Origin of the sequence: Limnobaculum allomyrinae, from assembly GCF_016649425.1 — a bacterium.
Lineage (GTDB): Bacteria > Pseudomonadota > Gammaproteobacteria > Enterobacterales > Enterobacteriaceae > Limnobaculum > Limnobaculum allomyrinae.
Window position 1 is genome coordinate 401,698 of sequence record NZ_JADRCR010000002.1, and the last position, 25,900, is coordinate 427,597.

Here is a 25,900-nt window from a genome sequence, read left to right on the forward strand (position 1 = left end):
CTTACCGCAAAAACACCGGCTGTTTAGCCTCATAATCGCTGATAGCGTCATTATGCTGTAGCGTCAGACCGATACTATCCAGACCATTAATCATGCAATGCTTACGGAAAGCATCGATACTGAATTCGTAGCGTTTACCACCGGCAATGACCTGCTGGTTTTCCAGATCGACAGTAAATTCAACGCCTTCCTGGCTGGCGACCAGCTTAAACAGCTCATCGACTTCAGCTTCAGTTAAAATAACCGGTAACAGTTGGTTATTGAATGAGTTTCCGTAAAAAATATCAGCAAAACTTGGAGCAATAACCACTTTAAAGCCGTAATCGGTCAAAGCCCAGGGAGCATGCTCTCGCGAAGAGCCACAGCCAAAGTTTTCACGGGCTAACAGAATTGACGCGCCTTTATAACGTGGCTTATTTAAAACAAAATCAGGATTTGGCTTTTGACCTGCATCGTCCAGAAAGCGCCAGTCGTTAAACAGATGCTGACCAAAACCGGTACGGGTTACTTTTTGCAAAAACTGTTTAGGAATAATGGCATCGGTATCGACGTTTGCTGCATCTAACGGAACTACAATGCCGGTATGTTGAGTAAATTTAGTCATGTTGTAGTCTCCTTAGCTCAGCTTGCGAATATCGGCAAAGTGACCGGCAATTGCTGCCGCTGCGGCCATTGCCGGGCTCACCAGATGAGTGCGTCCACCGCGGCCTTGACGGCCTTCAAAATTACGATTACTGGTTGATGCACAACGCTCTCCCGGTTCTAACCGGTCATTATTCATCGCTAAACACATGGAACAACCGGGTAAACGCCACTCAAAACCCGCATCGATAAAGATCTTATCCAGACCTTCTGCTTCAGCCTGAGCTTTAACCGGGCCTGAGCCAGGCACGACCATCGCTACCACTCCAGCGGCAACTTTGCGGCCTTTAGCGATAGCGGCAGCAGCACGCAAATCTTCAATACGTGAGTTAGTGCATGATCCGATAAATACTTTATCAATGGCGATATCGGTCAGTTTGGCGCCCGCTTTCAAATCCATATAGGCCAGCGCTTTTTCTGCAGATGTACGTTCAACAGGATCGCTGAAAGAAGCCGGATCGGGAATGCTTTGATCGATAGACATGACCTGGCCAGGGTTTGTTCCCCAGGTTACCTGTGGTGCGATATCGGCGGCATTCAGAGTGACAACAGCATCAAATTTAGCGCCGTCATCAGATTTCAAGGTGCGCCAGTAATCGACGGCGGCATCCCATTGTTCTGCTTTAGGGGCAAATTGACGACCTTTTACATAGTTAAATGTGGTGTCATCCGGAGCAACCAGACCTGCTTTAGCACCCATTTCAATCGCCATATTACACAGGGTCATACGGCCTTCCATGGACAGCGCCTCAATGGCTTTACCGCAGAATTCCACAACGTAGCCAGTACCACCGGCGTGACCAATTTTACCGATAATCACCAATACAATATCTTTAGCCGTAATGCCTTCGGCGGTATCACCCTGAACTTCAATTTTCATGGTTTTAGCACGCGCCTGTTTCAGGGTTTGGGTGGCTAAAACGTGCTCAACTTCAGAAGTACCAATACCAAAAGCCAGTGAGCCGAAAGCACCGTGGGTAGCAGTATGGGAATCGCCGCACACAATGGTCATGCCCGGCAGCGTCATACCTTGTTCCGGGCCAATAACGTGAACAATGCCCTGATAAGGATGGTTCAAATCGTATAAGGAAACGTTGAACTCTTTACAGTTCTTAATCAGTTCCTGCATTTGGATACGAGCCATCTCGCCGCAGGCATTAATGTCTTTGGTTTGCGTGGATACGTTATGATCCATGGTAGCAAACGTTTTTCCCGGTTGGCGTACCGGACGTTTCATTGCCCGTAAACCATCAAAAGCTTGTGGTGATGTCACTTCATGCACCAAATGGCGGTCGATATACAACAATGGCGTTTCGTTCGGCGCTTCATACACTACGTGGGCGTCGTACAATTTCTGATACAGTGTTTTAGCCATTTTATGCCCCCTGAGCGACGAATTGAGCGATGATATCGCCCATCTGACTGGTGGTGACAGACTTACCGCTACCGGCTAAATCTGAAGTACGATAACCTTGTTCTAATGCCTGATTGATTGCTTTTTCGATGGCATTAGCGGCATCGTCAGCATTCAGGCTGTAGCGTAACAATAATGACAGTGAAAGGATCTGGGCAATTGGGTTAGCAATATTTTTTCCGGCGATATCCGGCGCAGAACCACCAGCAGGTTCATATAAACCAAAGCCTTTTTCATTCAGGCTGGCGGATGGCAACATTCCCATTGAGCCGGTAATCATGGCGCACTCATCAGACAGAATGTCACCAAATAAATTAGAGCACAGTACCACATCAAACTGAGACGGCTCTTTCACCATTTGCATGGTAGCGTTATCAATATACATATGGTTTAACGCAATATCCGGGTACTGTTTTGAAATTTCAGTGACCACTTCACGCCATAAAATAGAACTTTGTAATACGTTAGATTTATCAATAGAGGTGACTTTGGCTCGACGCTTGCGGGCAGCTTCAAAAGCGATATGGGCAATACGTTCAATTTCAAAACGATGATAAACCTCAGTATCAAAGGCTTTTTCTTGTGGCCCAGAACCTTCACGCCCTTTAGGCTGACCGAAATAGATACCACCGGTTAACTCGCGGACACACAAAATATCGAAACCTTTATGGGAGATATCGCTTCTTAACGGGCTAAAGTCTTCTAAACCCTGATACAAACGAGCTGGGCGTAGATTACTGAATAACTGAAAGTGTTTGCGTAAAGGTAATAATGCACCGCGTTCTGGTTGCTCTGCCGGTGGCAGATGTTCCCATTTTGGCCCACCTACGGAACCAAACAAAATTGCATCTGCCTGCTCGCAACCGGCTACGGTTGCAGCGGGTAATGGCATGCCGTGACGGTCGATGGCAGCACCACCTACATCATATTCACTGGTGGTAATCTGGATATTAAAGCGCTGGTGAACAGCATCCAGCACTTTGATTGCCTGCTGCATCACTTCCGGGCCAATGCCATCTCCGGGCAATACTGCAATGTGGTAAGAACGCGTCATAATTGCTCCATACTTTATGGTTGTTTTGTTGCAACAAATGTTGTTGTAGCTATTGTTTGCTTAAAAATAAAACTTAAATATTACTCGGCAGTTTGCGCCAGGCGTTGTTTTTGCACTTCCACCTGTTGAGCGCGCCAGATATGATTCAGTACGTGAACCAGCGCCTGAGCAGAAGATTCAACGATATCCGTTGCCAGGCCCACGCCGTGGAAACGACGCCCTTCATACTCAGCAACAATATCTACCTGACCTAAAGCATCTTTTCCCTGACCTTTCGCAGTTAATTGATACTTCACAATAGAAATAGGGTAGTCAGCAATGCGGTTAATCGCTTGATAGACCGCATCTACCGGGCCGTTGCCTGTTGCTGCTTCAGATTTGATTTCACCACCGCAAGCCAGACGAACAGAAGCGGTTGCCATCAGATTAGTACCAGACTGTACGCTGAAGTAATCCAGAGCGAAGTGATCCTGCTCTTCCTGTTGTTTACGAATGAACACCAGTGCTTCTAAATCGTAATCAAAGACCTGGCCTTTTTTATCCGCCAGTTTCAGGAAGGCCGCGTACAGATCGTCCAGAGAGTAATCATTTTCGCTATAACCCATGGCTTCCATACGGTGCTTCACTGCTGCGCGACCGGAGCGAGAGGTCAGGTTCAACTGCACCTGGCTAAAGCCGATAGATTCCGGGGTCATGATTTCATAGGTTTCGCGGTTTTTCAGCACGCCATCCTGATGAATACCGGAGGAGTGAGCGTAGGCATTAGAACCAACCACCGCCTTATTGGCCGGAACAGGCATATTACACAACTGGCTAACCAACTGGCTGGTACGATAAATTTCCTGATGGTTAATATTGGTGTGCACGCCCATAATGTCCTGACGTACTTTAATCGCCATGATAACTTCTTCCAGTGCACAGTTACCCGCACGTTCACCAATGCCATTGATGGTACCTTCCACCTGACGGGCTCCCGCCTGAACGGCAGTAATTGAGTTAGCTACCGACATGCCTAAATCATCGTGACAGTGCACGGACAGAATTGCTTTATCGATATTAGGTACGCGCTGATACAGGGTTTCGATGATATTGCCAAACTGGCGAGGTACGGTATAACCCACGGTGTCTGGAATATTAATGGTGGTGGCACCGGCATTAATGGCGGCTTCTACCACGCGACACAGGTTATCAATGGGAGTACGGCCAGCATCTTCACAGGAGAATTCAACGTCATCGGTGTAGTTACGGGCTCTTTTAACGGAACGTACTGCCATTTCCATGACATCTTCAAAAGAACGCTTCAGTTTGGATTCGATATGCAGGGTGGAGGTGGCTAAAAAGACGTGAATACGGAAGGCTTCGGCTACGCGCAAGGCTTCTGCTGCAACATCGATATCTTTATCGACGCAGCGCGCTAATGCACACACCCGGCTATTTTTGATCTGTCGGGCAATGCTTTGCACCGATTCAAAATCACCGGGAGAAGAGACCGGGAAGCCAACTTCCATTACGTCTACGCCCATACGCTCTAATGCCATAGCGATCTGCATTTTTTCTTTTACACTCAGGCTTGCCTGCAAAGCCTGTTCGCCGTCTCGCAGGGTGGTATCAAAGATAATTACTTGCTGGCTCATATTCCGTACCTTCTGTTTTGAAATCGTTTAATCGGGTTAAAACTTCCTGCGAGGCCAAAAAAAAACCCGCGCAGGTAGCGCGGGTTTCTTGTGTCTTTTCTGAATCTAATCAGTTCGTCTTCCACAAGCCAGCCGCGCAACAAGATGCGAGGAGGAGGAGGCTGAGAAAACGAATAGATGCAAACATGCGATTCAGTACTCTTTATAAAAAATTCAGTAGTGGGGTAAATTGATACTGGATTGCTGAGTTGTTGTCAACGGTTGTTTTGTGTTTTAACTAAAAAATGTTCGGTAGTGGTAAGCAAAAAAGCTTGATGTGATGATTAACAGATTCTTTTTCCCCCTCTGATTACCTCTTTCTCTTTATAGCAACTACACTTACTAAAGTTGTGTGATTTATTGAACTTTCTTAGCATTATTAGGGGGATGTATGAAGAAATGGTTAGTTGCGGCTATTGGTCTGACGGCACTGGCAACCAGCGCTCTTACTCTGGCGAATGAAGTTGAAGACCAGATGAAGCTGATTGCCAAGAATTATCGTACTGTATTAAATACCGATTCACCTGATGAGTTTAAACAAGGTTTAGCCGCCATGAAGCAGGCGGCGCAAAAAGCGCAGCAGGGTACTCCCGATAAGCTGGAAGGGCAGGCAGAAGATAGCGACAGTATGAAAGATTTTCGCCACGGTCTGGATACATTAATCGGTGAGATTGATGGGGCTACCGCTTTAGCCGATTCCGGGAAGTTTGATCAGGCCAAACAGGCAGCAGAACAGTTCAAACAAACCCGCGACCAGTACCATAAGAAGTATAAATAAATGATTCAACGCTGGGATTGGCTGGTCAGAACTACGCATTGGTGCGTTGCTTTAGGGTTTCTGATCAATCGACTGCATATTACCGAGCCGGGTAAAACGCTACATCAAATTGTGGGGTTAACCGTTGCTACGTTAGTCATTGTGCGTCTGATATGGGGAATGACAGCGGCAAAAGGGCCAGCACGTCTTTCGGCTATTATTCCCACTTTCTCAGCGATACGTTTGCATCTGGAGGAGGTGCGTCAGCGTTCGGCTCACCGAACTCTGGGGCACAATCCGATTGGCGCTATCAGCATTTGGCTATTTTGGCTTTTGCTGCCATTAGTGGCTTTAACCGGATGGGCTCAGGATACGGTTTTGATGGATCGCTGGCCGGTAGATGAATGGCATTACTGGCTGATCAATTTTGTCACTGTTTTGGTTTGTTTACATATTTTGGCCGTAGTTGCTCTTTCTGTCTGGCTTAAACGTAATTTGATTACAGCGATGTTACCAGGCAAGCGCTAACACACGTTTGCGACAATTCAACTTTTTTTATAAAAATTCGTCCTTTAGAACCCTGTTTCTAAGGGATTTTCCGCTTAAAATTTGCAAGCATTCACGCATATTTAGTTAATTCTCATTGACCCACACTCGAGAAAATGTAGACTTCCCAACATAAAAATAGTGAACAGCTGTAAGCTGAAAATGAGAGTCATTTATGAACCAAACACTCAGGCAATTTCACCCGGTTGGGCGTGTACAAGATCGTATCCAACAAAACCCAGGCAGAATTGCATTCAGAGAGTGGGATCAACATCAGGAAACGTCATTAAGCTGGCAGCAAATAGGTGAGCGTATTTCCCAAACCGCCAGAGCATTGTTAAGCACTGGTGTACAGGTTCAGGATCGTATCGCTATCTTTGCCAATAACAGCATTAACTGGGCGATTACTGATTTATCTATTCTTCATTTACGCGCAATTGCGGTACCTATTTATTCCACCAACACGCCGATACAGTCCGCTTTTGTGATTAATGATGCGCAGGTTAAAACGCTGTTTGTTGGCGCTCAGGCTCAAATGGATGCGGCATTAACTATCTGTGAACTTTGCCCTCAGCTTGAAAGAGTTATTGCGTTTGATAAAAGTATAGATCTGCGTGGGTGTGCCATTGCCATTCATTTAGATGATTTCTGTCAACGAGCTGATGATTGTCACATGGCCGAATTTCAGGCGCGTATTGACGCCCGTGATATCGATGATTTGTTTACGCTCATTTATACCTCTGGCACTACCGGTGAACCTAAAGGCGTGATGCTGGATTACCGCAATCTGGCGACTCAATTTTGCCTGCACGATGAGCGTTTAACCGTCAGTGCTGATGATGTCTCTTTAAGTTTTCTACCGTTATCCCATGTTTTTGAACGCGCGTGGAGCCTGTATGTGATGCATGCGGGTGCTCAAAATGTCTATTTACGTGATACCGCTTTAGTCCGTGAAGCCATGTCAGACGTGAAACCTACCGTGATGTGCGCGGTGCCGCGGTTTTATGAAAAAGTCTTCTCGGCTATTCATGACAAGGTTGCTCAGGCTCCATGGCATCGCCGTGCCTTATTCCATAGTGCGCTGTGGTGCGGTAAGCGTAAGTTCTGGTCTGCTCATCAGGGCAAAAAACTTAATCCATTGATGGCTGCGGGTCATCGTCTGGCCGATAAGCTGGTGCTGAAAAAATTACGTGGTGTATTGGGTGGGAATATTCGCTTTTTACCTGCGGCTGGTGCCAAACTGGACGACAACATTATCCTGTTCTTCCATGCGGTAGGACTGCATATTACCTACGGTTACGGTATGACCGAAACCTGCGCCACCGTATCCTGTTGGGAAGAGACCGGTTTTCGTTTTGGTTCCATTGGTCGCCCACTGCCGGGAGTTGATGTCCGTATTGGTGACGAAAATGAAATTCAGGTGCGTGGCCCGATTGTCATGCGCGGTTACTATAATCGTCCGGACGAGAGTGCAGCGGCATTCACTGCGGATGGCTGGTTAAAAACCGGTGATGCCGGCATGTTGGATGAGTCTGGCAACCTGTTTATTACCGAGCGCATTAAAGATTTAATGAAGACGTCGTGCGGTAAATATATTGCACCTCAGGTGATTGAAGGGGCGTTAGGACAAGATCGTTTTATCGATCAGATAGCCGTAGTAGCCGATGCCCGTAAATTTGTTTCTGCACTGATTGTTCCCTGTTTTGTCAGTCTGGAAGAGTATGCCCGTTCCATGAATCTGATTTACAAAGATCGGATGGAGTTATTGCGCAATAGCCATATTGTGGAGCTGTTTGAACAGCGTCTGAATGATCTGCAAAAGGAGCTGGCGCGTTTTGAGCAGGTGAAGCGTTTTACGCTATTGCCTGATGCTTTCAGTATGGAGTTAGGTGAACTGACCCCGACGCTTAAACTGCGGCGTAAGGTGATACTTAACCGTTATCAGAATGAAATTGAGTTGATGTATAGGGAATAAGCAGTAGCGTGGGGTTTGCATATTTATAAAGGCGCACATAGTGCGCCTTTGTTTTTTCTGATTTTTGTCTAATGTGTGGGTTTTTAATCGGAATACACCAGTGAAGAATGACCGATTATTCTGCCGGTTATCGGCTTAATGGCTTGAAAAACTTTCTTTTTAATGATGAAAGAATGCTTTTGCCAGTATGAATATACGGCGGTATGGTAATAAGCTAAGCCTTGACTATCTTTTATGTGGTGTCTTGTGGCTGAACGATGTTAAGCGGGAAGTAACACACCAGCAGGTCAGACAAGAGTAATATCATGGGTAAAACCCTGTATTTCGCCCTATGGCTTACCATCGCCAGAGAGCATAACAACAATAACCTGGAGGAAACCCATGGAAACGTTATCCGGCGCTGAGATCGTTGTCCGATCATTGATCGATCAGGGGGTTAAGCATGTATTTGGTTATCCGGGTGGAGCGGTGCTGGATATCTATGATGCACTGCATACGGTAGGTGGTATTGACCACGTTCTGGTTCGTCATGAGCAAGCCGCCGTACATATGGCTGATGGTTTCGCCCGTGCAACAGGTGAAGTCGGTGTCGTACTGGTGACTTCCGGGCCTGGTGCCACTAATGCCATCACCGGTATTGCTACCGCGTATATGGATTCGATTCCCCTGGTAGTGCTATCCGGTCAGGTAGCGACCACGCTGATAGGTAATGATGCCTTTCAGGAGTGTGACATGGTGGGAATCTCCCGGCCGGTGGTAAAACATAGCTTTTTAGTTAAGCATGTAGAAGATATTCCTATGGTGCTAAAAAAAGCGTTCTATGTTGCCAGTACAGGACGTCCCGGGCCGGTAGTGGTCGATTTACCCAAGGATATTCTCAACCCGGCGATTAAGATCCCCTATTCTTATCCCGATCAAATCTCTATGCGTTCCTATAATCCAACAGTGCATGGACATCGGGGGCAAATTAAACGCGCTCTACAAATTCTACTGGAGGCGAAAAATCCGGTGGTGTATGTGGGCGGTGGTGCTATTACTTCCGGTTGTGATGCGGAGTTGAAGGCATTGGTAGAAACGCTGAATCTACCAGTAGCCAGTTCATTGATGGGACTGGGTGCTTTTCCTTCAACGGATAAGCATTTCGTTGGTATGTTGGGGATGCACGGTACCTATGAAGCCAATATGACTATGCATCACTCCGATTTGATTTTCGCGGTAGGTGTGCGTTTTGATGACCGTACCACCAACAATTTGGCGAAGTATTGTCCGGGAGCTACGGTATTACATATTGATATTGACCCCACCTCAATTTCTAAAACAGTGAATGCTGATGTGCCTATCGTTGGTGATGCCAGACAGGTACTGACTCAGATGTTGGAACTGTTGAAACAGCGAGATCCAGCCCAAGGCTTTGAGAATCTGGATAGCTGGTGGCAGAGTATTGATGAATGGCGCGCTAAAAACTCACTGGCTTACGATCACAGCGGAGACCGGATTAAGCCACAGGCAGTTATTGAAGCCCTATACCGTTTAACTCAAGGCGATGCCTATGTTGCCTCTGACGTAGGGCAGCATCAGATGTTTGCTGCCTTGTACTATCCGTTTGATAAACCCCGTCGTTGGATTAATTCCGGTGGCCTTGGCACCATGGGCTTTGGCTTGCCTGCCGCGTTGGGCGTTAAGTTGGCATTACCAAGAGAAACGGTTATTTGTGTAACTGGCGATGGCAGTATTCAAATGAATATTCAGGAACTGTCTACAGCATTGCAATACGATTTACCTGTCGTGGTGGTTAACCTGAATAACAAATTTCTGGGTATGGTAAAACAGTGGCAGGATCTGATTTATGCTGGTCGTCACTCCCACTCCTATATGGATTCGCTACCTGACTTTGTCAAACTGGCGGAAGCCTATGGTCATGTAGGGATCTCTATCAGTAAACCTGAAGAACTGGAAAGCAAACTGGCGGAAGCACTGGCAATTAAAAATCGCTTGGTGTTTGTTGATGTTGCCGTTGATGAAAGAGAACACGTCTATCCGATGCAAATTCGCGGCGGTGCAATGGACGAAATGTGGCTAAGCAGAACGGAGAGGAGCTGATTATGCGCCGTATATTATCAGTACTACTGGAGAATGAATCCGGCGCACTGTCGCGGGTAATTGGCCTGTTTTCCCAACGGGGATATAACATTGAAAGCCTGACCGTCGCACCAACCGACGATCCGACCCTTTCGCGCATGACGATTCATACTAAAGGTGATGCGAAAGTGTTAGAGCAGATAGAGAAACAACTGCACAAGTTGGTTGATGTTCTACGGGTTTCTGAATTGACTGATGGCGATTGTGTTGAACGTGAAATTATGCTGGTGAAATTACGCACTTCCGGCGATGGGCGGGAAGAAGTAAAACGCTGTGCAGATATCTTTCGTGGCCAGATCGTGGATGTTACGTCTTCTCTGTATACCGTCCAGTTGGTGGGTACCAGTAGTAAGTTGGATGCGTTTTTAGCGGCTATCCGCGAAGCGGGTGAAATCGTTGAAGTTGCCCGTTCAGGCATTGTTGGTGTTGGGCGTGGTGAGCGCATTATGCGCTAGCCATTTTTCAGACAAAAACAGGAGCTCTACCGGTAGTGTAGAGCTTTTTATTTTGTATTACACTGACTGAATGGATTAAGCAGTTGCTGAATCGTCATATCTTGGGTTAGATCTACATTACTTAAAGCCATTTATATTATTATGGCTATTATGCCACCAATGACGGGGCGAATTGATACTTAAGGGGTTAACGTGAAACTGGATGAAATTGCGCGTCTCGCTGGTGTTTCACGCACGACGGCCAGCTATGTAATTAATGGCAAAGCCAAGCAGTATCGTGTGAGCGATAAAACAGTTGAGAAAGTCATGGCGGTAGTCCGGGAACATAATTATCAACCTAATGCGGTTGCAGCTGGCTTACGTGCTGGTCGTACACGTTCTATCGGGCTGGTTATTCCTGATTTAGAAAACACCAGCTATACAAGAATTGCTAACTATCTTGAACGTCAGGCGCGCCAGCGAGGATATCAGTTGCTGATAGCCTGCTCGGAAGACCAGCCAGATAATGAGATGCGCTGCGTTGAGCATTTGTTGCAACGTAAAGTAGATGCCCTGATTATCTCCACTGCGTTACCGCCAGAACATCCGTTCTATCAGCGTTGGATAAACAGTTCTCTACCGATTATTGCACTTGACCGGGCACTGGATCGGGAACACTTTATCAGTGTCGTCGGGGCTGACTACGAAGATGCGGAAATGCTGGCTTCGGAGTTACGTAACTTTAAAGCGGATAGCGTGGCGTACCTTGGCGCATTACCTGAATTGTCCGTTAGCCAATTGCGTGAGCAAGGGTTCCGTCAGGCGTGGAAGGACGATAAGCGACAGGTTAGCTATATTTATGCCAATAGCTATGAGCGTGAGTCTGCGGCAGAAGTATTTAAAAACTGGCTGGAATCTAATCCGATCCCTCAGGCAATTTATACCACCTCGTTCTCATTGCTACAGGGTGTGATGGATGTGATTTTGCAAAAACAGGGGCGCCTGCCTGCCGATCTGGCAATTGCCACTTTTGGTGATAATGAACTGTTGGATTTCCTTGAGTGCCCGGTATTATCCGTGGCTCAGCGCCACAGAGAAGTTGCCGAGCGGGTATTGGAGTTAGTTCTGGCAAGTATCGATGAAACTCAGAAACCCAAACCGGGATTGACCCGCATTCGGCGCAGTTTGTTCCGCCGCGGTAGTTTGAGTCGCGTATAGCCTGTAGGTCATATTAACAGTATCACTTTGATAATCTAAGAAAACCATAAGGGGCCCCTGACAGGCCCCTTATTTTATTGTCAGTAAGCGCCATTGAACTTACTCCGAAGCGTTACGTTATGTTACTATTACTCACTAAAGTATTAGCCAGATTGACGAGTAAAATAGCCAACCACATCTATTTCCCTCCATTCACATCAGATCGTGTCAGATTCATGCTGTAGTGGTTTATAGAAACATTTTTTTATATTAACGGATTTTTTTATTGATTGATTGCCAACGCTGTTAACCGCCAGCTTTACTGAATCTGAAATGAATAAATAATTATTATTATTCATATTGTTAGTTTGATCTCTTTAAATTTAACACACGTTTATTCTATTTTCAGACCGCTAAATAGACTCGCTATTTAGTGTAAAGTCGCGGCTCTTCGCCTTGACAAGCTTTTAATACCCTCCGTAAACTCTATTCAAGTGGGAATTTGTGGGGTAAAGTGGTAAAACTTGTCGCGAAGGAGTGACCCGCCCATGTTTCGTGGAGCAACAACAATAAATCTTGATAGTAAGGGGCGATTAGCTATCCCCACTCGCTATCGGGATTCACTGCTGGATGAATGTGAAGGACAATTGGTATGTACCATTGACCTCCATCAGCCGTGCCTGTTGCTTTACCCACTCCCTGAATGGGAAAAAATTGAACAGAAGCTGTCCCGACTATCCAGTATGAACCCGGCAGAACGCAGAGTGCAGCGACTGTTATTGGGGCATGCCAGTGAATGTCAGCTGGATAGCGCTGGTCGTGTATTGATAGCGAATACATTGCGGCAACATGCGCTTTTAGTAAAAGAAGTGATGCTGGTCGGGCAGTTCAATAAGTTTGAACTGTGGAGTGAAGCGGCCTGGTATCAACAAGTTAAGGACGACATCGAGGCTGAGCAGTCTGCTAAGTCACCCCTCTCAGAGCGGTTACAGGATTTTTCATTATAAGCTATGTTGAATAATTATCAGCACACCACGGTGCTTTTGGACGAAGCAGTTAATGCCTTAAGCATTCGGCAGGATGGTATCTATATTGACGGTACTTTTGGCCGTGGTGGACACTCGCGCCTGATCCTATCCCAGTTGGGACCCCAGGGGCGTCTTATTGCGATAGACCGCGACCCTCAGGCGATTGAAGCCGCATCTGCTATTTCAGACCCTCGTTTCTCCATTATTCATGGTCCTTTCTCCGATCTGGCCAGTTATGTCCGCGATCTGGGTTTAGAGGGTGAAATCGACGGCATTCTGCTGGATTTAGGGGTTTCTTCACCACAGCTGGATGATGCTGAACGCGGTTTCTCCTTTATGCGTGATGGGCCACTGGATATGCGCATGGATCCTACTCGTGGTCTGTCAGCGGCACAGTGGCTGCTAAAAGCGGAAGAAGAAGATATTGCCTGGGTGCTAAAAACCTTTGGTGAAGAGCGTTTTGCCAAACGTATTGCCCGGGGCATCGTTGAACGTAATCGTACCGAGCCAATGACTCGTACGCATGAGTTGGCAGAAGTTATTGCTACAGCAACGCCAATTCGTGACAAACATAAACATCCGGCGACCCGCAGTTTTCAGGCGATCCGCATTTATATCAACAGTGAACTGGAAGAGATTGAGCGTGCGCTGGATGGCGCACTGGAAGTGCTGAAGGAAGGTGGGCGCCTTTCCGTTATCAGTTTCCATTCGCTGGAAGACCGTATTGTTAAACGTTTTATCCGTCAACATAGTAAGGGGCCACAGGTTCCGGCGGGAATTCCGTTGACTGAAGAGCAGTTAAGGCAGCATGGCGTAAGAAAATTAAAAGCGCTGGGAAAAATGATGCCGTCCGAGCAGGAAGTGGCTGATAACGCACGTGCTCGCAGCTCAGTATTGCGTTTTGCCCAAAGGACAGCTGAATGATATCGAATGAACGCCACAGTTTAGCCAGCATCATCGGTGATGATTTGCTGCGTAACGCAAAGTTACCGTTGTTGCTGACTGTGTTAGTTCTGGTATCAGCGATAGCGGTGGTGTTATCCAGTCACCGTACGCGCTTGTTAACCGCTGAGCGTGAGCAACTGATTTTAGAACGTGAAGCACTGGAAATTGAGTGGCGTAACCTGATTCTGGAAGAAAACGCCCTGGCCGACCATAGCCGTATTGAGCGTCTGGCTAATGAAAAGCTGCAAATGCTACATGTAACACCGGATCAGGAACAAATCGTTATACAGAAGTAACAAAAAGAATGAATAAAACAGTCGGCGTGCGGAGCGCGTTACAAATTAATGGATTGATGAACTTACCATGGCTAATGAAATGAGATGAAAGCAGCACGAACCAATAAGATTAAAGTAAAACGCCCTGAGAATGAGGCCGGCTTTGTAAGCTGGCGTTTTGGTTTGCTCTGCTTGTTTATTGTATTAGCCATGTTTGGTTTAATGGCGCGAGCTGCATGGTTACAGGTTATTGAGCCTGATAAATTGGTTAAAGAAGGGGATATGCGCTCCTTACGAGTGCAGGAAGTTCCTACCGTTCGCGGCATGATCTCCGATCGTTTTGGTCGTCCATTAGCAGTTAGCGTTCCGGTTAATGCGATTTGGGCCGATCCAAAAGAGCTGAATGAGCGTGGCGGTATTTCACAAGACATGCACTGGAAAGCGCTGGCGGATGTTGTTGGTTTACCACTGGATAAGCTATCAGAAAAGATCAACGCTAATCCCAAAGGGCGCTTTGTCTATTTAGCGCGTCAAATCAATTCAGAAACCGCGGAGTATGTGCGTAAGCTTAAGCTACCGGGTATCTACTTAAAACGCGAATCCCGTCGTTTCTATCCTGCCGGCCCGGTTACCGCCCACATTGTTGGTTTTACCAACATTGACGATAACGGGCTGGAAGGCATTGAAAAAAGCTTTGAAGATAAGCTGGTCGGTAAGTCCGGCGAGCGTACGGTGCGTAAAGATCGCTATGGTCGGGTGATTGAAGATATCTCTTCCGTCGATAGCCAGGCTGCTCACAATCTGACGTTAAGTATTGATGAACGCCTGCAGGCGTTGGTTTACCGTGAGTTGAGTAATGCGGTTGCTGCTAACAAAGCCGAATCAGGTACCGCTGTGCTGGTAGATGTGAATACTGGCGAAATTCTGGCCATGGTTAACAGCCCTTCTTATAACCCGAATAACCGGGTTGGCTCACCGGAAGATTTCTTCCGTAATCGGGCAATAACTGACATTTTTGAACCGGGATCAACGGTTAAACCCATGGTGGTTATGACGGCGTTAGATCGCGGAATTATCAAAGAAAACTCGGTATTGAATACCAGACCGTATCGGGTTAATGGTCATGAGATAAAGGACGTGGCCCTTTATCCTGAATTGACCATTACCGGTATTTTACAAAAATCCAGTAACGTCGGTGTTTCTCATCTGGCGTTGGATATGCCAGCCGATGCGTTAGTTGATACATACTCGCGCTTTGGGTTGGGACAACCTACCAATTTGGGATTGGTTGGAGAAAGCAGTGGCTTGTTTTTACAAAAAAAACGGTGGTCTGACATAGAGAGGGCCACCTTCTCATTTGGCTATGGGCTAATGGTAACGCCATTACAGTTAGCGCGAGCTTATGCAACGATGGGAAGCTTTGGCGTTTATCGTCCGCTTTCTATTACCAAAATTGACCCGCCGGTACAAGGAAAACGCATCTTCCCTGAAAGTACCGTACGCACCGTGGTTCATATGATGGAATCGGTAGCGTTACCCGGAGGCGGTGGTACTAAAGCCGCAGTGAAAGGCTATCGCATCGCAATCAAAACCGGTACCGCAAAGAAAGTGGGGCCTAACGGTGGCTATATCAATAAATATATCGCCTATACGGCCGGTCTGGCACCCGCCAGTAAGCCGCGTTATGCGCTGGTGGTGGTAATTAACGATCCTGGTGCGGGTCAGTATTATGGTGGTGCCGTTTCTGCGCCGGTTTTTGGCGCAATTATGGGCGGGGTTTTACGGACAATGAATATCGAGCCAGATGCATTGCCCGTAACGGATAAAAACGAATTAGTGATTAATCAGAAAGGAGCTTCCGGTGGCCGATCTTAATTTAAGCGATCTGCTCGCTCCGTGGAATATTCAGGTTCCTGAGCACAAGTTAAAAGAGATGACGCTGGATAGTCGCGTAGCGGCTTCAGGCGATCTCTTCATTGCCATTGTGGGCCATAAGGTGGATGGGCGTCGTTATATTTCCCAGGCCATTGCTCAAGGTGTGGCGGCCGTGATTGCCGAAGCCGAGGGAGAAGCGCCTAATGGTACGGTGGTCATGTCTCACGGTGTTCCTATTATCTATATTGAGCATCTGAATTTACATTTGTCGGCAATTGCTGGTCGTTTTTATCAGCAGCCGTCAGAGAGAATGCGTTTAGTTGGCGTAACCGGAACTAACGGTAAAACCACCACCACTCAACTGTTAGCGCAGTGGAGTCAGCTTCTGGGAGAAAGAAGCGCGGTGATGGGTACCGTAGGGAATGGTTTATTAGGTCATGTGGTACCAACAGAGAATACTACCAGCTCGGCTGTTGATGTACAGCGTGAACTGAATGAACTGGTGAAAAGCGGTGCGACCTTTACCGCGATGGAAGTTTCTTCCCATGGTTTAGTTCAGGAGCGAGTTGCTGCGCTGAATTTTGCCGCTGCGGCCTTTACCAACCTTAGTCGTGATCATCTTGATTACCATGGCAGCATGGAAGAGTACGAAGCGGCTAAATGGCGACTGTTTGAACGTCATCAGGTTGGCGAAGCTATCATCAACGTAGATGACGCAGTGGGGGCCCGTCGTATAGTGGCGATGCCAAATGCAATCGCTGTCACGATGGAAGATAACCTTCCTCAGGGCTGGCAGGGGCGTTGGTTAAAGGCCTGTGAAGTTTCTTATCATGACAACGGGGCGACGGTGAAGTTTGACTCCAGTTGGGGCGGTGGTGTGGTAGAAAGCCGTTTGCTGGGCGCATTTAACGTTAGCAATCTACTGGTTGCTTTGACAACGCTGTTGTCACTAGGCTATTCACTTAATCATCTGGTAGAATCTGCGCCGAATTTACAACCTGTCTGCGGTCGTATGGAAGTGTTTACCGCCCCGGGGCGCCCAACAGTAGTTGTCGATTATGCTCATACGCCAGATGCGCTGGAAAAGGCTCTGGAAGCGGCAAGACTGCACTGTAAGGGTGAATTGTGGTGTGTGTTCGGCTGCGGCGGCGATCGTGATCGTGGTAAGCGCCCGCTAATGGGCGGGGTTGCTGAACAGTTTGCCGATCGCGTTATTGTTACTGATGATAACCCTCGTAGTGAAGATCCTCAGGCGATTGTAGCCGATATCCTGACCGGATTTACCGATACCAAACGTGCCAATGTGATTCACGGTCGGGCAGAAGCGGTAACCAGCGTGGTTATGCAGGCAGCTCCTGATGATGTGGTGGTGATTGCCGGTAAAGGCCATGAAGATTATCAACTGATTGGCAACCGCCGATTGGATTATTCTGACCGTACCACAGTAGCAAATTTACTGGGTATGGCAGCAGGGGTATTAGCATGATTCCCATTACCCTGAAACAGCTGGCCGAGGTGGTCGATGGTAAACTCATCGCCTCTACGGCAGATATTACCGGGCAGCAGATTGTTGATGTTGTTACTGACACCCGCAAAATTGTAGCTGGCTGTTTGTTTATTGCCCTGAAGGGCGAACGTTTTGATGCTCATGATTTTGCCGCAGAGGCAATCAATCAGGGAGCCAGTGTTTTATTAGTTAGTCAGCACTTACCGCTGGACGTTGCTCAGGTGATTGTTGCGGATACCCGTATTGCGCTGGGCAAAATGGGTGGCTGGGTAAGACAGCAGGTACCTGCACGCGTAGTCGCGTTGACAGGATCATCCGGTAAAACCAGCGTTAAAGAGATGACAGCTACCATTCTGCAACAGTGTGGTGAAGTACTGTATACCGCAGGTAATTTGAATAACGATATTGGTGTGCCGTTGACATTATTACGTTTGACGAAACGTCATCAGTTCGCTGTTGTCGAATTAGGCGCTAATCATGCTGGTGAGATTGCCTATACTACTGCGCTGACTCATCCGGAAAGCGCGCTGGTAAATAATCTGGCGGCTGCGCATTTGGAAGGATTTGGTTCACTGGCTGGTGTGGCTAAAGCCAAAGGTGAAATTTTCCAGGGTTTGCCTTCTCACGGTGTCGCTATTGTCAATGCAGACAGTAATGATTTAGCCGGTTGGCAGAGCCAATTGGCCGATAAAATAGTATGGCGTTTTTCTGCCAGCCATACTGAGCAAGTTGAGTTTTATGCGACGGACGTAGTGATAAAAACACAAGGAACTCAGTTCGTTTTGCATACGCCGGTAGGAAATACGGAAGTCCTGCTTCCTCTGCCGGGTAAGCACAACATTGCTAATGCGCTGGCGGCTACGGCGTTAGCCATGTCAGTGGGTGCATCATTAGAAAATGTAACATCAGGTTTGTCACAGCTTAAAGCAGTTCCGGGGCGTTTGTTCCCGGTGCAGCTGAGTGCAGACAAACTGCTGCTGGATGATACCTATAACGCTAACGTTGGGTCGATGACAGCTGCCGCTCAAGTGCTTGCTTCTATGCCTGGTTATCGGGTGATGGTTGTTGGCGATATGGGTGAGTTAGGTGATGAGGCCGAACAATGCCATCGTCAGGTTGGTGAAGCAGCCCGCGAAGCGGGGGTGGATAAAGTATTAAGCGTTGGTCATTTAAGTGAAATGATTAGTAACGCAAGTGGCAATGGCGAGCACTTTAAGGATAAAGAAGCGGTAGCCCAACGTTTGGGTGAGTTGCTATCTGAGCATGCGGTCATAACAATTTTAGTTAAAGGTTCACGTAGTGCCGCCATGGAGCAGGTAGTACGCAGAGTACAGGAGATAGCACAATGTTAGTATGGCTGGCAGAACATCTGGTCTCAATTTTTTCAGGCTTTAACGTCTTTTCTTATTTGACGTTTCGCGCCATTGTCAGCCTGCTGACCGCACTGTTTATCTCTTTGTGGATGGGGCCGCGCCTGATTGCTTTCTTACAGCGCTTGCAGATTGGTCAAGTCGTTCGTAACGACGGTCCGGAGTCCCACTTCAGTAAACGCGGTACGCCGACTATGGGCGGTATCATGATTCTGGCATCTATTACTATTTCAGTATTGCTGTGGGCCAATCTGAGCAATCCTTATATCTGGTGCTCACTGTTTGTTCTGCTGGGGTATGGTGCCGTTGGCTTTGTGGATGATTACCGTAAGGTGGTGCGCAAAGACACCAAAGGATTAATTGCCCGTTGGAAGTATTTCTGGCAATCCGTTATTGCCCTGATTGTGGCATTTAGCATGTATGCCATCGGTAAAGACACACCAGCGACTCAGCTGGTTGTGCCGTTTTTTAAAGACGTAATGCCACAGTTAGGCGTGCTTTATATTCTGCTGGCCTACTTTGTTATCGTTGGTACCAGTAACGCGGTTAACCTGACCGATGGTCTGGATGGTCTGGCTATCATGCCAACCGTATTTGTTGCTGCGGGTTTTGGTCTGGTTGCCTGGGCGACGGGTAACGTCAATTTTGCCAGCTATCTGCATATTCCTTATATCCGCCATGCCGGTGAATTAGTGATTTTCTGTACTGCAATTGTTGGTGCAGGATTAGGATTCCTCTGGTTTAACACTTATCCGGCTCAGGTCTTTATGGGTGACGTTGGTTCACTGGCATTGGGTGGTACTTTAGGTGTGATTGCCGTACTGCTGCGTCAGGAATTTTTACTGGTGATTATGGGCGGAGTGTTTGTGGTTGAAACTCTGTCGGTAATTCTGCAGGTGGGATCGTTCAAACTTCGCGGCCAACGTATTTTCCGTATGGCGCCGATTCACCACCACTATGAATTGAAAGGCTGGCCAGAGCCACGCGTGATCGTGCGCTTCTGGATTATCTCATTAATGCTGGTGCTGATCGGCCTGGCAACCTTGAAGGTGCGGTAATCATGACAATCGACTATCAGGATAAACAGGTTGTTATCATTGGATTAGGTTCCACAGGGTTGTCCTGTGTCGATTATTTTATTGCCCGGGGCGTTTCCCCTAAAGTTATTGATACGCGCTCAGCTCCCCCGGGGTTAGACAAATTACCCGAAAGTGTAGAAAGCCATACTGGTGGCTTTAATCACGACTGGATTCTGGCTGCGGATCTGTTAGTGGTTAGCCCGGGAATCGCTCTGGCAACGCCGGTTTTACAAGAAGCGGCAGCAGCAGGCATCGAGATTGTCGGTGATATTGAGCTGTTCTGTCGTGAAGCTAAAGCGCCAATTGTGGCAATCACCGGTTCAAACGGAAAAAGTACCGTTACCACGCTGGTGGGGGAAATGGGGAACGCCGCCGGTTGGAATGTTGCTATCGGGGGTAATCTGGGCCAAACAGCGTTATCACTGCTGGATCCTGAATGTCAGCTGTATGTTATGGAGCTATCCAGCTTCCAACTGGAAACCACATCCAGCCTCCATGCCGCCGCCGCAACCATTTTGAACGTTACTGAAGATCATATGGATCGCTATCCGCAGGGGATGGAGCAGTATCGTGAAGCTAAATTGCGTATCTATGACAATGCCAGCGTTTGCGTGGTTAATGCTGATGATGCGCTGACTATGCCATTGCAAGGGGCGGATAGCCGCTGCGTTAGCTTTGGTGTAGATGTGGGTGATTACCACCTTAGCTATCAGCAGGGGGAAACCTGGCTACGGGTCCACGGCGAGAAAGTACTTAATGCCGCAGAGATGAAAATTGTTGGTCAGCATAACTATCTGAACGCACTGGCAGCGTTGGCACTGGCTGATGCAGTGTCATTACCTCGAGCTTCCAGCCTGCAAGCATTGACTCAGTTCACTGGTCTGGCTCATCGTTTTCAACTGGTGTGGGACAATAAAGGCGTTCGTTGGATTAATGATTCTAAAGCCACTAACGTGGGCAGTACTGAAGCCGCATTAAATGGTATTCGTGTTGATGGCGTTTTACACCTGTTGCTAGGTGGTGATGGTAAATCAGCTGATTTTTCACCGCTGTCGACTTATCTGAAAGGTGACAATATTCGTCTCTACTGTTTTGGTCGTGATAAGCAGCCGCTATACGATTTACGCCCTGAAGTGGCGGAAATGACCGATACCATGGAGCAGGCAATGGTTCATATTGCACAGCGAGTCAAACCCGGGGATATGGTGTTATTGTCACCGGCCTGTGCCAGTCTGGATCAGTTTAAAAATTATGAACAGCGTGGGCTGGAGTTTGCCCGTCTGGCTCAGGAGCTTGGCTGATGAGCGCATTTAGTTTAGTTAAACCTTTCCAGCTATTTACCCAATGGGTAACTGGATCTCGTCAAAGCAGTGAGGCGGTTGATTATGACGTTATGTATGATCGCACCCTACTGTGGATGGCTATTGGTTTAACTATCGTTGGTTTTGTTATGGTGACATCAGCATCAATGCCGATTGCCCAACGATATACTGAAGACCCATTTTTATTCGCTAAACGTGATGCTATTTACATTCTACTGGCTATTGGTGCGGCATTAGTAACGCTACGTATCCCAATGGAAATGTGGCAACGCTATAGTCCGATTATTCTGTTGATAGCCATCGTGATGTTATTAATTGTACTGGCGATAGGCAGTTCGGTTAATGGCGCATCCCGCTGGATTGCGTTTGGGCCGGTTCGTATTCAGCCCGCAGAGCTGTCTAAACTGGCATTGTTCTTCTATCTGGCCAGCTATCTGGTACGTAAAGTTGATGAAGTGCGTAATAACTTCTGGGGCTTTTGTAAACCGATGGGTGTTATGGTGATTCTGGCAGTTTTACTGCTGGCTCAGCCCGATTTGGGAACCGTAGTGGTACTGTTTATCACTACGCTAGGCATGCTGTTTTTAGCCGGTGCGAAACTTTGGCAGTTTCTGGCAATTATCGGCTCCGGGGTGTTTGCTGTAGGGCTACTGATTGTTGCGGAGCCTTATCGTTTACGCCGGGTAACTTCCTTCTGGGACCCATGGGCCGATCCGTTTGGTGCGGGCTATCAGTTGACGCAGTCGCTGATGGCATTTGGCCGTGGAGAACTCTGGGGGCAGGGTTTAGGTAACTCAATTCAGAAACTGGAATATTTACCGGAAGCCCATACTGACTTTATTTTTGCCATTATCGGTGAAGAATTAGGCTATTTTGGTGTGGTTTTGATCCTCTTAATGGTATTCTTCGTCGCTTTTAGAGCAATGCTGATTGGTCGCCGTGCTTTAGAAGCCGGGCAGCGTTTTTCCGGTTTTCTTGCCTGTGAGATTGGTTTGTGGTTCAGCTTCCAGACGTTAGTTAACGTCGGCGCTGCAGCCGGTATTCTACCGACCAAAGGTTTGACTCTACCGTTAATCAGCTATGGTGGTTCCAGTTTACTGGTGATGTCTACCGCGCTGGTTTTACTACTTCGAATTGACTATGAAACGCGTCAGGCCAACTGCCAGGCGCATGTAAGAGGTACCCGATGAAGCAGAAGCGTTTAATGGTGATGGCAGGTGGAACCGGAGGACACGTCTTCCCGGGTCTGGCTGTTGCCCATGACCTGATGGCGCAAGGCTGGGAAGTTCGCTGGCTGGGAACTGCGGATAGAATGGAAGCCGATTTAGTACCGAAACACGGAATAGAAATCGATTTTATTAACATTTCCGGACTTCGTGGCAAAGGTATCATTGCGTTATTATGCGCGCCATTCAGAATTTTCCGTGCTGTACGCCAGGCTAAAGCCATCATGCGTAGTTATAAGCCAGATGTGGTACTGGGTATGGGAGGGTATGTTTCTGGGCCGGGTGGTCTGGCTGCCTGGATGTGTGGCATACCGGTGGTATTACATGAACAGAACGGCATTGCAGGATTAACGAATCGCTGGCTGGCCAAAATTGCTAAACGCGTGTTGCAGGCATTTCCCGGCGCATTTCCTAATGCAGAGGTGGTAGGTAATCCGGTTCGTACCGATGTATTGGCGCTACCATTACCGGAAGTTCGTTTATCTGAACGTAGCGGAGCAATTCGGGTGCTGGTCGTTGGTGGCAGCCAGGGTGCGCGAATACTCAATCAGACCGTTCCACAAGCGGCTGAACGTCTGGGGAATAGAATTATTCTCTGGCATCAGGTTGGTAAAGGTGCGCTGGAAAGCGTACAGCAGGATTACCAGCAACGCGGTCTGGATGGGCATAATATCACTGAATTTATTGACGACATGGCGTCAGCCTATGCGTGGGCCGATGTGGTGGTTTGCCGCTCAGGTGCTTTGACGGTAAGCGAAATTGCTGCCGCAGGTTTACCGGCTATTTTTGTGCCATTTATGCACAAAGATCGTCAGCAATACTGGAATGCACTGCCGTTGGAAAAAGCGGGTGCGGCCAAAATTATTGAACAACCTCAGTTTAATGCAGATTCATTAACTGAAACGTTAGAAGAATTGAATCGATCAAAATTACTGGCGATGGCGATGGAAGCCAGAGCGACAGCCATACCGGACGCCACTGAGCGCGTTTCTGCGGTAGTTAAAAGCGTCGCCCTGTAGTTTTGAAGTGAACTTTAATTATGACAAGAGCAAACAGAAAACCGTGAATGAGCATGTAGATATACAACGATTGGCGAAACTTCGCACCATGGTGCCGGAAATGCGACGCGTCCGGCATATCCACTTTGTTGGTATTGGTGGAGCAGGCATGGGAGGCATCGCTGAGGTTCTGGCTAACGAAGGTTACCAGATCAGTGGTTCCGATTTGGCGCCAAATGCCGTCACGCAACAGTTAACAGCGCTGGGTGCAGAAATTTATTTCAATCACCGTGCAGAAAACGTTAAGGGAGCCAGTGTGGTTGTCGTTTCAACCGCAGTTCCTGCAGATAATGCAGAGGTGGTTGCTGCGCGTGAAGCACGTATTCCGGTTATCCGTCGTGCAGAAATGCTGGCAGAGCTGATGCGTTTTCGTCATGGCATCGCTATCGCTGGTACTCATGGTAAAACCACCACTACAGCGTTAGTGACGGGTATCTATGCTGCGGCAGGATTAGATCCAACGTTTGTTAATGGTGGTCTGGTTAAAGCAGCAGGAACTCACGCCGCATTGGGTTGTAGTCGTTATCTGATTGCCGAAGCTGATGAGAGTGATGCGTCGTTCCTGCATTTACAGCCAATGGTTGCCATTGTGACTAATATTGAAGCCGACCATATGGATACTTATCAGGGCGACTTCGAAAACTTAAAGCAGACGTTTATTAATTTCCTGCACAATTTGCCGTTTTATGGTCGTGCGGTGATGTGCGTCGATGATCCTGTAGTACGTGAGCTTATCCCACAGGTTGGTCGTCAGGTGATTACTTACGGTTTCAGTGAAGATGCTGATGTTCGTATTAAAGATTATGAACAAATACGCTCTCAGGGTTTCTTTACCCTTTGCCGTCATGATAAGAGCGATTTAAAGGTGATGTTGAATGCACCGGGTCGTCATAACGCACTGAATGCGGCGGCAGCAGTAGCTACCGCGACTGAAGAGGGCATTGGTGACGATGCTATTGTTCAGGCGCTGGCTAACTTCCAGGGAACCGGTCGTCGTTTTGACTTTCTGGGTAAATTTGAACGTGAAGAGGGTGGTGACATTATGCTGGTTGATGATTATGGTCATCATCCCAGTGAAGTGGATGTCACTATTAAAGCCGCCAGAGCCGGTTGGGAAGAGCGTCGTTTAGTGATGATTTTCCAACCGCATCGCTATTCACGTACCCGTGACCTGTACGATGATTTTGCTAACGTACTGTCTCAGGTTGATGTGCTGTTTATGCTGGATGTTTATCCGGCAGGAGAAGCCCCAATTCCGGGAGCAGACAGCCGTTCACTGTGTCGTACTATTCGTGGACGCGGCAAGTTAGATCCAATTTTTGTGTCAGATGTAGATGCGCTACCGGATATGTTGCAACAGGTGTTGCAGAGTGGCGATCTGGTTCTGACCCAGGGAGCCGGCAATATTGGGCGTGTAGCCCGTCGGTTAGCTGAATTAAAATTACAAACAATAAATACAAATGAGGGAAATCATGACTGAGAAAGTGGCAGTCCTTCTTGGCGGGACATCAGCAGAGCGTGATGTATCACTAAACTCTGGTGCTGCAGTGTTAGCAGGCTTACGCGAGGCGGGCGTTGACGCTCATCCGATTGACCCAAAAATGTATCCTGTCGCTCAGTTAAAGGCAGATGGATTCGATAAAGTATTTATTGCGTTACATGGTCGTGGTGGTGAAGACGGAACCCTGCAAGGGCTATTAGAGTTCCTTGGTCTGCCTTATACCGGCAGTGGCGTAATGGCTTCTGCATTAACCATGGATAAATTGAGAACTAAATTGTTATGGCAAGGCTCTAACCTTCCGGTGTCGCCTTATGTTGCACTGAATGCCGAACAACTGGCGCAGGTTGATACCGATGCCATCATCAAACAGCTGGGATTACCGCTGATTGTGAAGCCAAGCAGTGAAGGTTCAAGCGTGGGTATGAGCAAGGTGAATGCTGAAACAGAACTACTGCCGGCATTAAAAGAAGCCTTTAAGCATGATACCAGCGTACTGATTGAAAAGTGGTTGAGTGGCCCGGAGTTTACCGTGGCGATTTTAGGGGATGAAGTACTGCCTTCAATCCGTATTCAACCAGCCGGTGTGTTTTATGACTATCAGGCAAAATATATCTCTGATGATACTCAATACTTCTGTCCAAGTGGCTTAAGTGATGAGCTGGAGAGCCAAATTCGGGCGTTAGCAGCGGCTGCTTATAAAGCTGTGGGCTGCCGGGGCTGGGGTCGTGTGGATGTGATGCAGGATAGCGACGGTCAGTTTTATCTGCTGGAAGTCAATACAGCACCGGGTATGACTAACCATAGTCTGGTACCAATGGCGGCACGCCAGCACGGTTTAAGTTTTTCTCAGCTAGTCGTTAAGATTTTGGCGTTGGCTGACTGA

Annotated in this window: 22 protein-coding genes; 18 read left to right on the forward strand and 4 right to left on the reverse strand. The window is 47.7% G+C overall.

The features are described 5' to 3' along the window. Position 1: 1 nt before the first annotated feature. The 4 genes from leuD to leuA form a co-directional block, all read right to left on the reverse strand. A complete protein-coding gene (gene leuD, locus I2494_RS06050; RefSeq protein WP_218466201.1) occupies positions 2-604 on the reverse strand; it encodes a 3-isopropylmalate dehydratase small subunit in 603 nt (200 codons plus the stop codon). A 12-nt stretch (positions 605-616) separates the two neighbouring features. Then, positions 617-2,017: a 3-isopropylmalate dehydratase large subunit gene (leuC, locus tag I2494_RS06055; protein WP_218466202.1), complete on the reverse strand. Its 1,401-nt coding sequence runs from the start codon at positions 2,015-2,017 to the stop codon at positions 617-619. Position 2,018: 1 nt separating this feature from the next. Continuing rightward, entirely contained in the window at positions 2,019-3,110 is a 1,092-nt protein-coding gene (gene leuB / locus I2494_RS06060) for a 3-isopropylmalate dehydrogenase (protein WP_218466203.1), read from the reverse strand. Between the two features lie 80 nt (positions 3,111-3,190). Then, entirely contained in the window at positions 3,191-4,744 is a 1,554-nt protein-coding gene (gene leuA / locus I2494_RS06065; protein ID WP_130592344.1) for a 2-isopropylmalate synthase, read from the reverse strand. Positions 4,745-5,174: 430 nt separating this feature from the next. On the opposite strand from leuA, the gene cybC reads away from it, so the two are divergent. The 18 genes from cybC (at position 5,175) to I2494_RS06155 (ending at position 25,900) form a co-directional block, all read left to right on the forward strand. After that, the gene (gene cybC, locus I2494_RS06070; protein ID WP_218466204.1) at positions 5,175-5,561 is read left to right on the forward strand and encodes a cytochrome b562; all 387 of its coding nucleotides are present in this window, start codon (positions 5,175-5,177) and stop codon (positions 5,559-5,561) included. Beyond that, a complete protein-coding gene (locus tag I2494_RS06075) occupies positions 5,562-6,068 on the forward strand; it encodes a cytochrome b/b6 domain-containing protein (protein ID WP_218466205.1) in 507 nt (168 codons plus the stop codon). It begins immediately after the preceding gene. A 193-nt stretch (positions 6,069-6,261) separates the two neighbouring features. Further along, positions 6,262-8,061, forward strand: a complete 1,800-nt coding sequence (locus I2494_RS06080; protein ID WP_218466206.1) for an AMP-dependent synthetase/ligase — start codon at positions 6,262-6,264, stop codon at positions 8,059-8,061. Between the two features lie 381 nt (positions 8,062-8,442). Beyond that, positions 8,443-10,161: an acetolactate synthase 3 large subunit gene (ilvI, locus tag I2494_RS06085; RefSeq protein WP_218466207.1), complete on the forward strand. Its 1,719-nt coding sequence runs from the start codon at positions 8,443-8,445 to the stop codon at positions 10,159-10,161. After that, positions 10,161-10,655 (forward strand): acetolactate synthase small subunit, encoded by a 495-nt coding sequence (ilvN, locus tag I2494_RS06090; protein WP_130593715.1) that lies wholly within the window; start codon positions 10,161-10,163, stop codon positions 10,653-10,655. Before ilvI ends, ilvN begins: the two co-directional genes overlap by 1 nt. A gap of 192 nt (positions 10,656-10,847) precedes the next feature. Next, positions 10,848-11,852 carry a catabolite repressor/activator gene (gene cra, locus I2494_RS06095; RefSeq protein ID WP_218466208.1) on the forward strand — a complete coding sequence of 335 codons (1,005 nt, stop codon included), beginning with the start codon at positions 10,848-10,850 and terminating at the stop codon, positions 11,850-11,852. A 527-nt stretch (positions 11,853-12,379) separates the two neighbouring features. Next, positions 12,380-12,838, forward strand: coding sequence for a division/cell wall cluster transcriptional repressor MraZ (gene mraZ / locus I2494_RS06100; protein WP_218466209.1), 459 nt, complete (start codon positions 12,380-12,382; stop codon positions 12,836-12,838). A 3-nt stretch (positions 12,839-12,841) separates the two neighbouring features. Continuing rightward, on the forward strand, positions 12,842-13,783 hold the full coding sequence (rsmH, locus tag I2494_RS06105; RefSeq protein ID WP_218466210.1) for a 16S rRNA (cytosine(1402)-N(4))-methyltransferase RsmH: 942 nt from the start codon (positions 12,842-12,844) through the stop codon (positions 13,781-13,783). Next, on the forward strand, positions 13,780-14,100 hold the full coding sequence (gene ftsL / locus I2494_RS06110; RefSeq protein WP_218466211.1) for a cell division protein FtsL: 321 nt from the start codon (positions 13,780-13,782) through the stop codon (positions 14,098-14,100). Before rsmH ends, ftsL begins: the two co-directional genes overlap by 4 nt. 84 nt (positions 14,101-14,184) lie before the next feature. Then, the gene (gene ftsI, locus I2494_RS06115; RefSeq protein ID WP_218466212.1) at positions 14,185-15,954 is read left to right on the forward strand and encodes a peptidoglycan glycosyltransferase FtsI; all 1,770 of its coding nucleotides are present in this window, start codon (positions 14,185-14,187) and stop codon (positions 15,952-15,954) included. Then, positions 15,941-17,440, forward strand: coding sequence for a UDP-N-acetylmuramoyl-L-alanyl-D-glutamate--2,6-diaminopimelate ligase (gene murE, locus I2494_RS06120; protein ID WP_218466213.1), 1,500 nt, complete (start codon positions 15,941-15,943; stop codon positions 17,438-17,440). The genes ftsI and murE overlap by 14 nt, the downstream gene beginning before the upstream one ends. Further along, complete coding sequence (gene murF / locus I2494_RS06125; RefSeq protein ID WP_218466214.1) at positions 17,437-18,813, forward strand: UDP-N-acetylmuramoyl-tripeptide--D-alanyl-D-alanine ligase; 1,377 nt, start codon at positions 17,437-17,439, stop codon at positions 18,811-18,813. The genes murE and murF overlap by 4 nt, the downstream gene beginning before the upstream one ends. Continuing rightward, complete coding sequence (gene mraY / locus I2494_RS06130; protein WP_130592332.1) at positions 18,807-19,889, forward strand: phospho-N-acetylmuramoyl-pentapeptide-transferase; 1,083 nt, start codon at positions 18,807-18,809, stop codon at positions 19,887-19,889. The genes murF and mraY overlap by 7 nt, the downstream gene beginning before the upstream one ends. 2 nt (positions 19,890-19,891) lie before the next feature. Beyond that, entirely contained in the window at positions 19,892-21,211 is a 1,320-nt protein-coding gene (murD, locus tag I2494_RS06135) for a UDP-N-acetylmuramoyl-L-alanine--D-glutamate ligase (RefSeq protein WP_218466215.1), read from the forward strand. Next, positions 21,211-22,422: a cell division protein FtsW gene (gene ftsW, locus I2494_RS06140; protein ID WP_218466216.1), complete on the forward strand. Its 1,212-nt coding sequence runs from the start codon at positions 21,211-21,213 to the stop codon at positions 22,420-22,422. The genes murD and ftsW overlap by 1 nt, the downstream gene beginning before the upstream one ends. Then, entirely contained in the window at positions 22,419-23,477 is a 1,059-nt protein-coding gene (gene murG / locus I2494_RS06145) for an undecaprenyldiphospho-muramoylpentapeptide beta-N-acetylglucosaminyltransferase (RefSeq protein WP_218466217.1), read from the forward strand. Before ftsW ends, murG begins: the two co-directional genes overlap by 4 nt. Before the next feature lie 88 nt (positions 23,478-23,565). Further along, positions 23,566-24,996, forward strand: a complete 1,431-nt coding sequence (murC, locus tag I2494_RS06150) for a UDP-N-acetylmuramate--L-alanine ligase (RefSeq protein WP_218466492.1) — start codon at positions 23,566-23,568, stop codon at positions 24,994-24,996. Next, a complete protein-coding gene (locus tag I2494_RS06155) occupies positions 24,989-25,900 on the forward strand; it encodes a D-alanine--D-alanine ligase (RefSeq protein ID WP_218466218.1) in 912 nt (303 codons plus the stop codon). Before murC ends, I2494_RS06155 begins: the two co-directional genes overlap by 8 nt.

Bases quoted from the DNA above. Each gene is read 5' to 3' on its own strand.
- I2494_RS06080 (WP_218466206.1), top strand. From the start codon at position 6,262: ATGAACCAAACACTCAGGCAATTTCACCCGGTTGGGCGTGTACAAGAT.
- I2494_RS06155 (WP_218466218.1), top strand. From the start codon at position 24,989: ATGACTGAGAAAGTGGCAGTCCTTCTTGGCGGGACATCAGCAGAGCGT.
- I2494_RS06075 (WP_218466205.1), top strand. From the start codon at position 5,562: ATGATTCAACGCTGGGATTGGCTGGTCAGAACTACGCATTGGTGCGTT.
- ilvI (WP_218466207.1), top strand. From the start codon at position 8,443: ATGGAAACGTTATCCGGCGCTGAGATCGTTGTCCGATCATTGATCGAT.
- mraY (WP_130592332.1), top strand. From the start codon at position 18,807: ATGTTAGTATGGCTGGCAGAACATCTGGTCTCAATTTTTTCAGGCTTT.
- leuD (WP_218466201.1), bottom strand. From the start codon at position 604: ATGACTAAATTTACTCAACATACCGGCATTGTAGTTCCGTTAGATGCA.
- murD (WP_218466215.1), top strand. From the start codon at position 19,892: ATGACAATCGACTATCAGGATAAACAGGTTGTTATCATTGGATTAGGT.
- ftsW (WP_218466216.1), top strand. From the start codon at position 21,211: ATGAGCGCATTTAGTTTAGTTAAACCTTTCCAGCTATTTACCCAATGG.
- ftsI (WP_218466212.1), top strand. From the start codon at position 14,185: ATGAAAGCAGCACGAACCAATAAGATTAAAGTAAAACGCCCTGAGAAT.
- murG (WP_218466217.1), top strand. From the start codon at position 22,419: ATGAAGCAGAAGCGTTTAATGGTGATGGCAGGTGGAACCGGAGGACAC.
- leuB (WP_218466203.1), bottom strand. From the start codon at position 3,110: ATGACGCGTTCTTACCACATTGCAGTATTGCCCGGAGATGGCATTGGC.
- cybC (WP_218466204.1), top strand. From the start codon at position 5,175: ATGAAGAAATGGTTAGTTGCGGCTATTGGTCTGACGGCACTGGCAACC.
- leuA (WP_130592344.1), bottom strand. From the start codon at position 4,744: ATGAGCCAGCAAGTAATTATCTTTGATACCACCCTGCGAGACGGCGAA.
- mraZ (WP_218466209.1), top strand. From the start codon at position 12,380: ATGTTTCGTGGAGCAACAACAATAAATCTTGATAGTAAGGGGCGATTA.
- leuC (WP_218466202.1), bottom strand. From the start codon at position 2,017: ATGGCTAAAACACTGTATCAGAAATTGTACGACGCCCACGTAGTGTAT.
- murC (WP_218466492.1), top strand. From the start codon at position 23,566: ATGGTGCCGGAAATGCGACGCGTCCGGCATATCCACTTTGTTGGTATT.
- ftsL (WP_218466211.1), top strand. From the start codon at position 13,780: ATGATATCGAATGAACGCCACAGTTTAGCCAGCATCATCGGTGATGAT.
- rsmH (WP_218466210.1), top strand. From the start codon at position 12,842: ATGTTGAATAATTATCAGCACACCACGGTGCTTTTGGACGAAGCAGTT.
- murF (WP_218466214.1), top strand. From the start codon at position 17,437: ATGATTCCCATTACCCTGAAACAGCTGGCCGAGGTGGTCGATGGTAAA.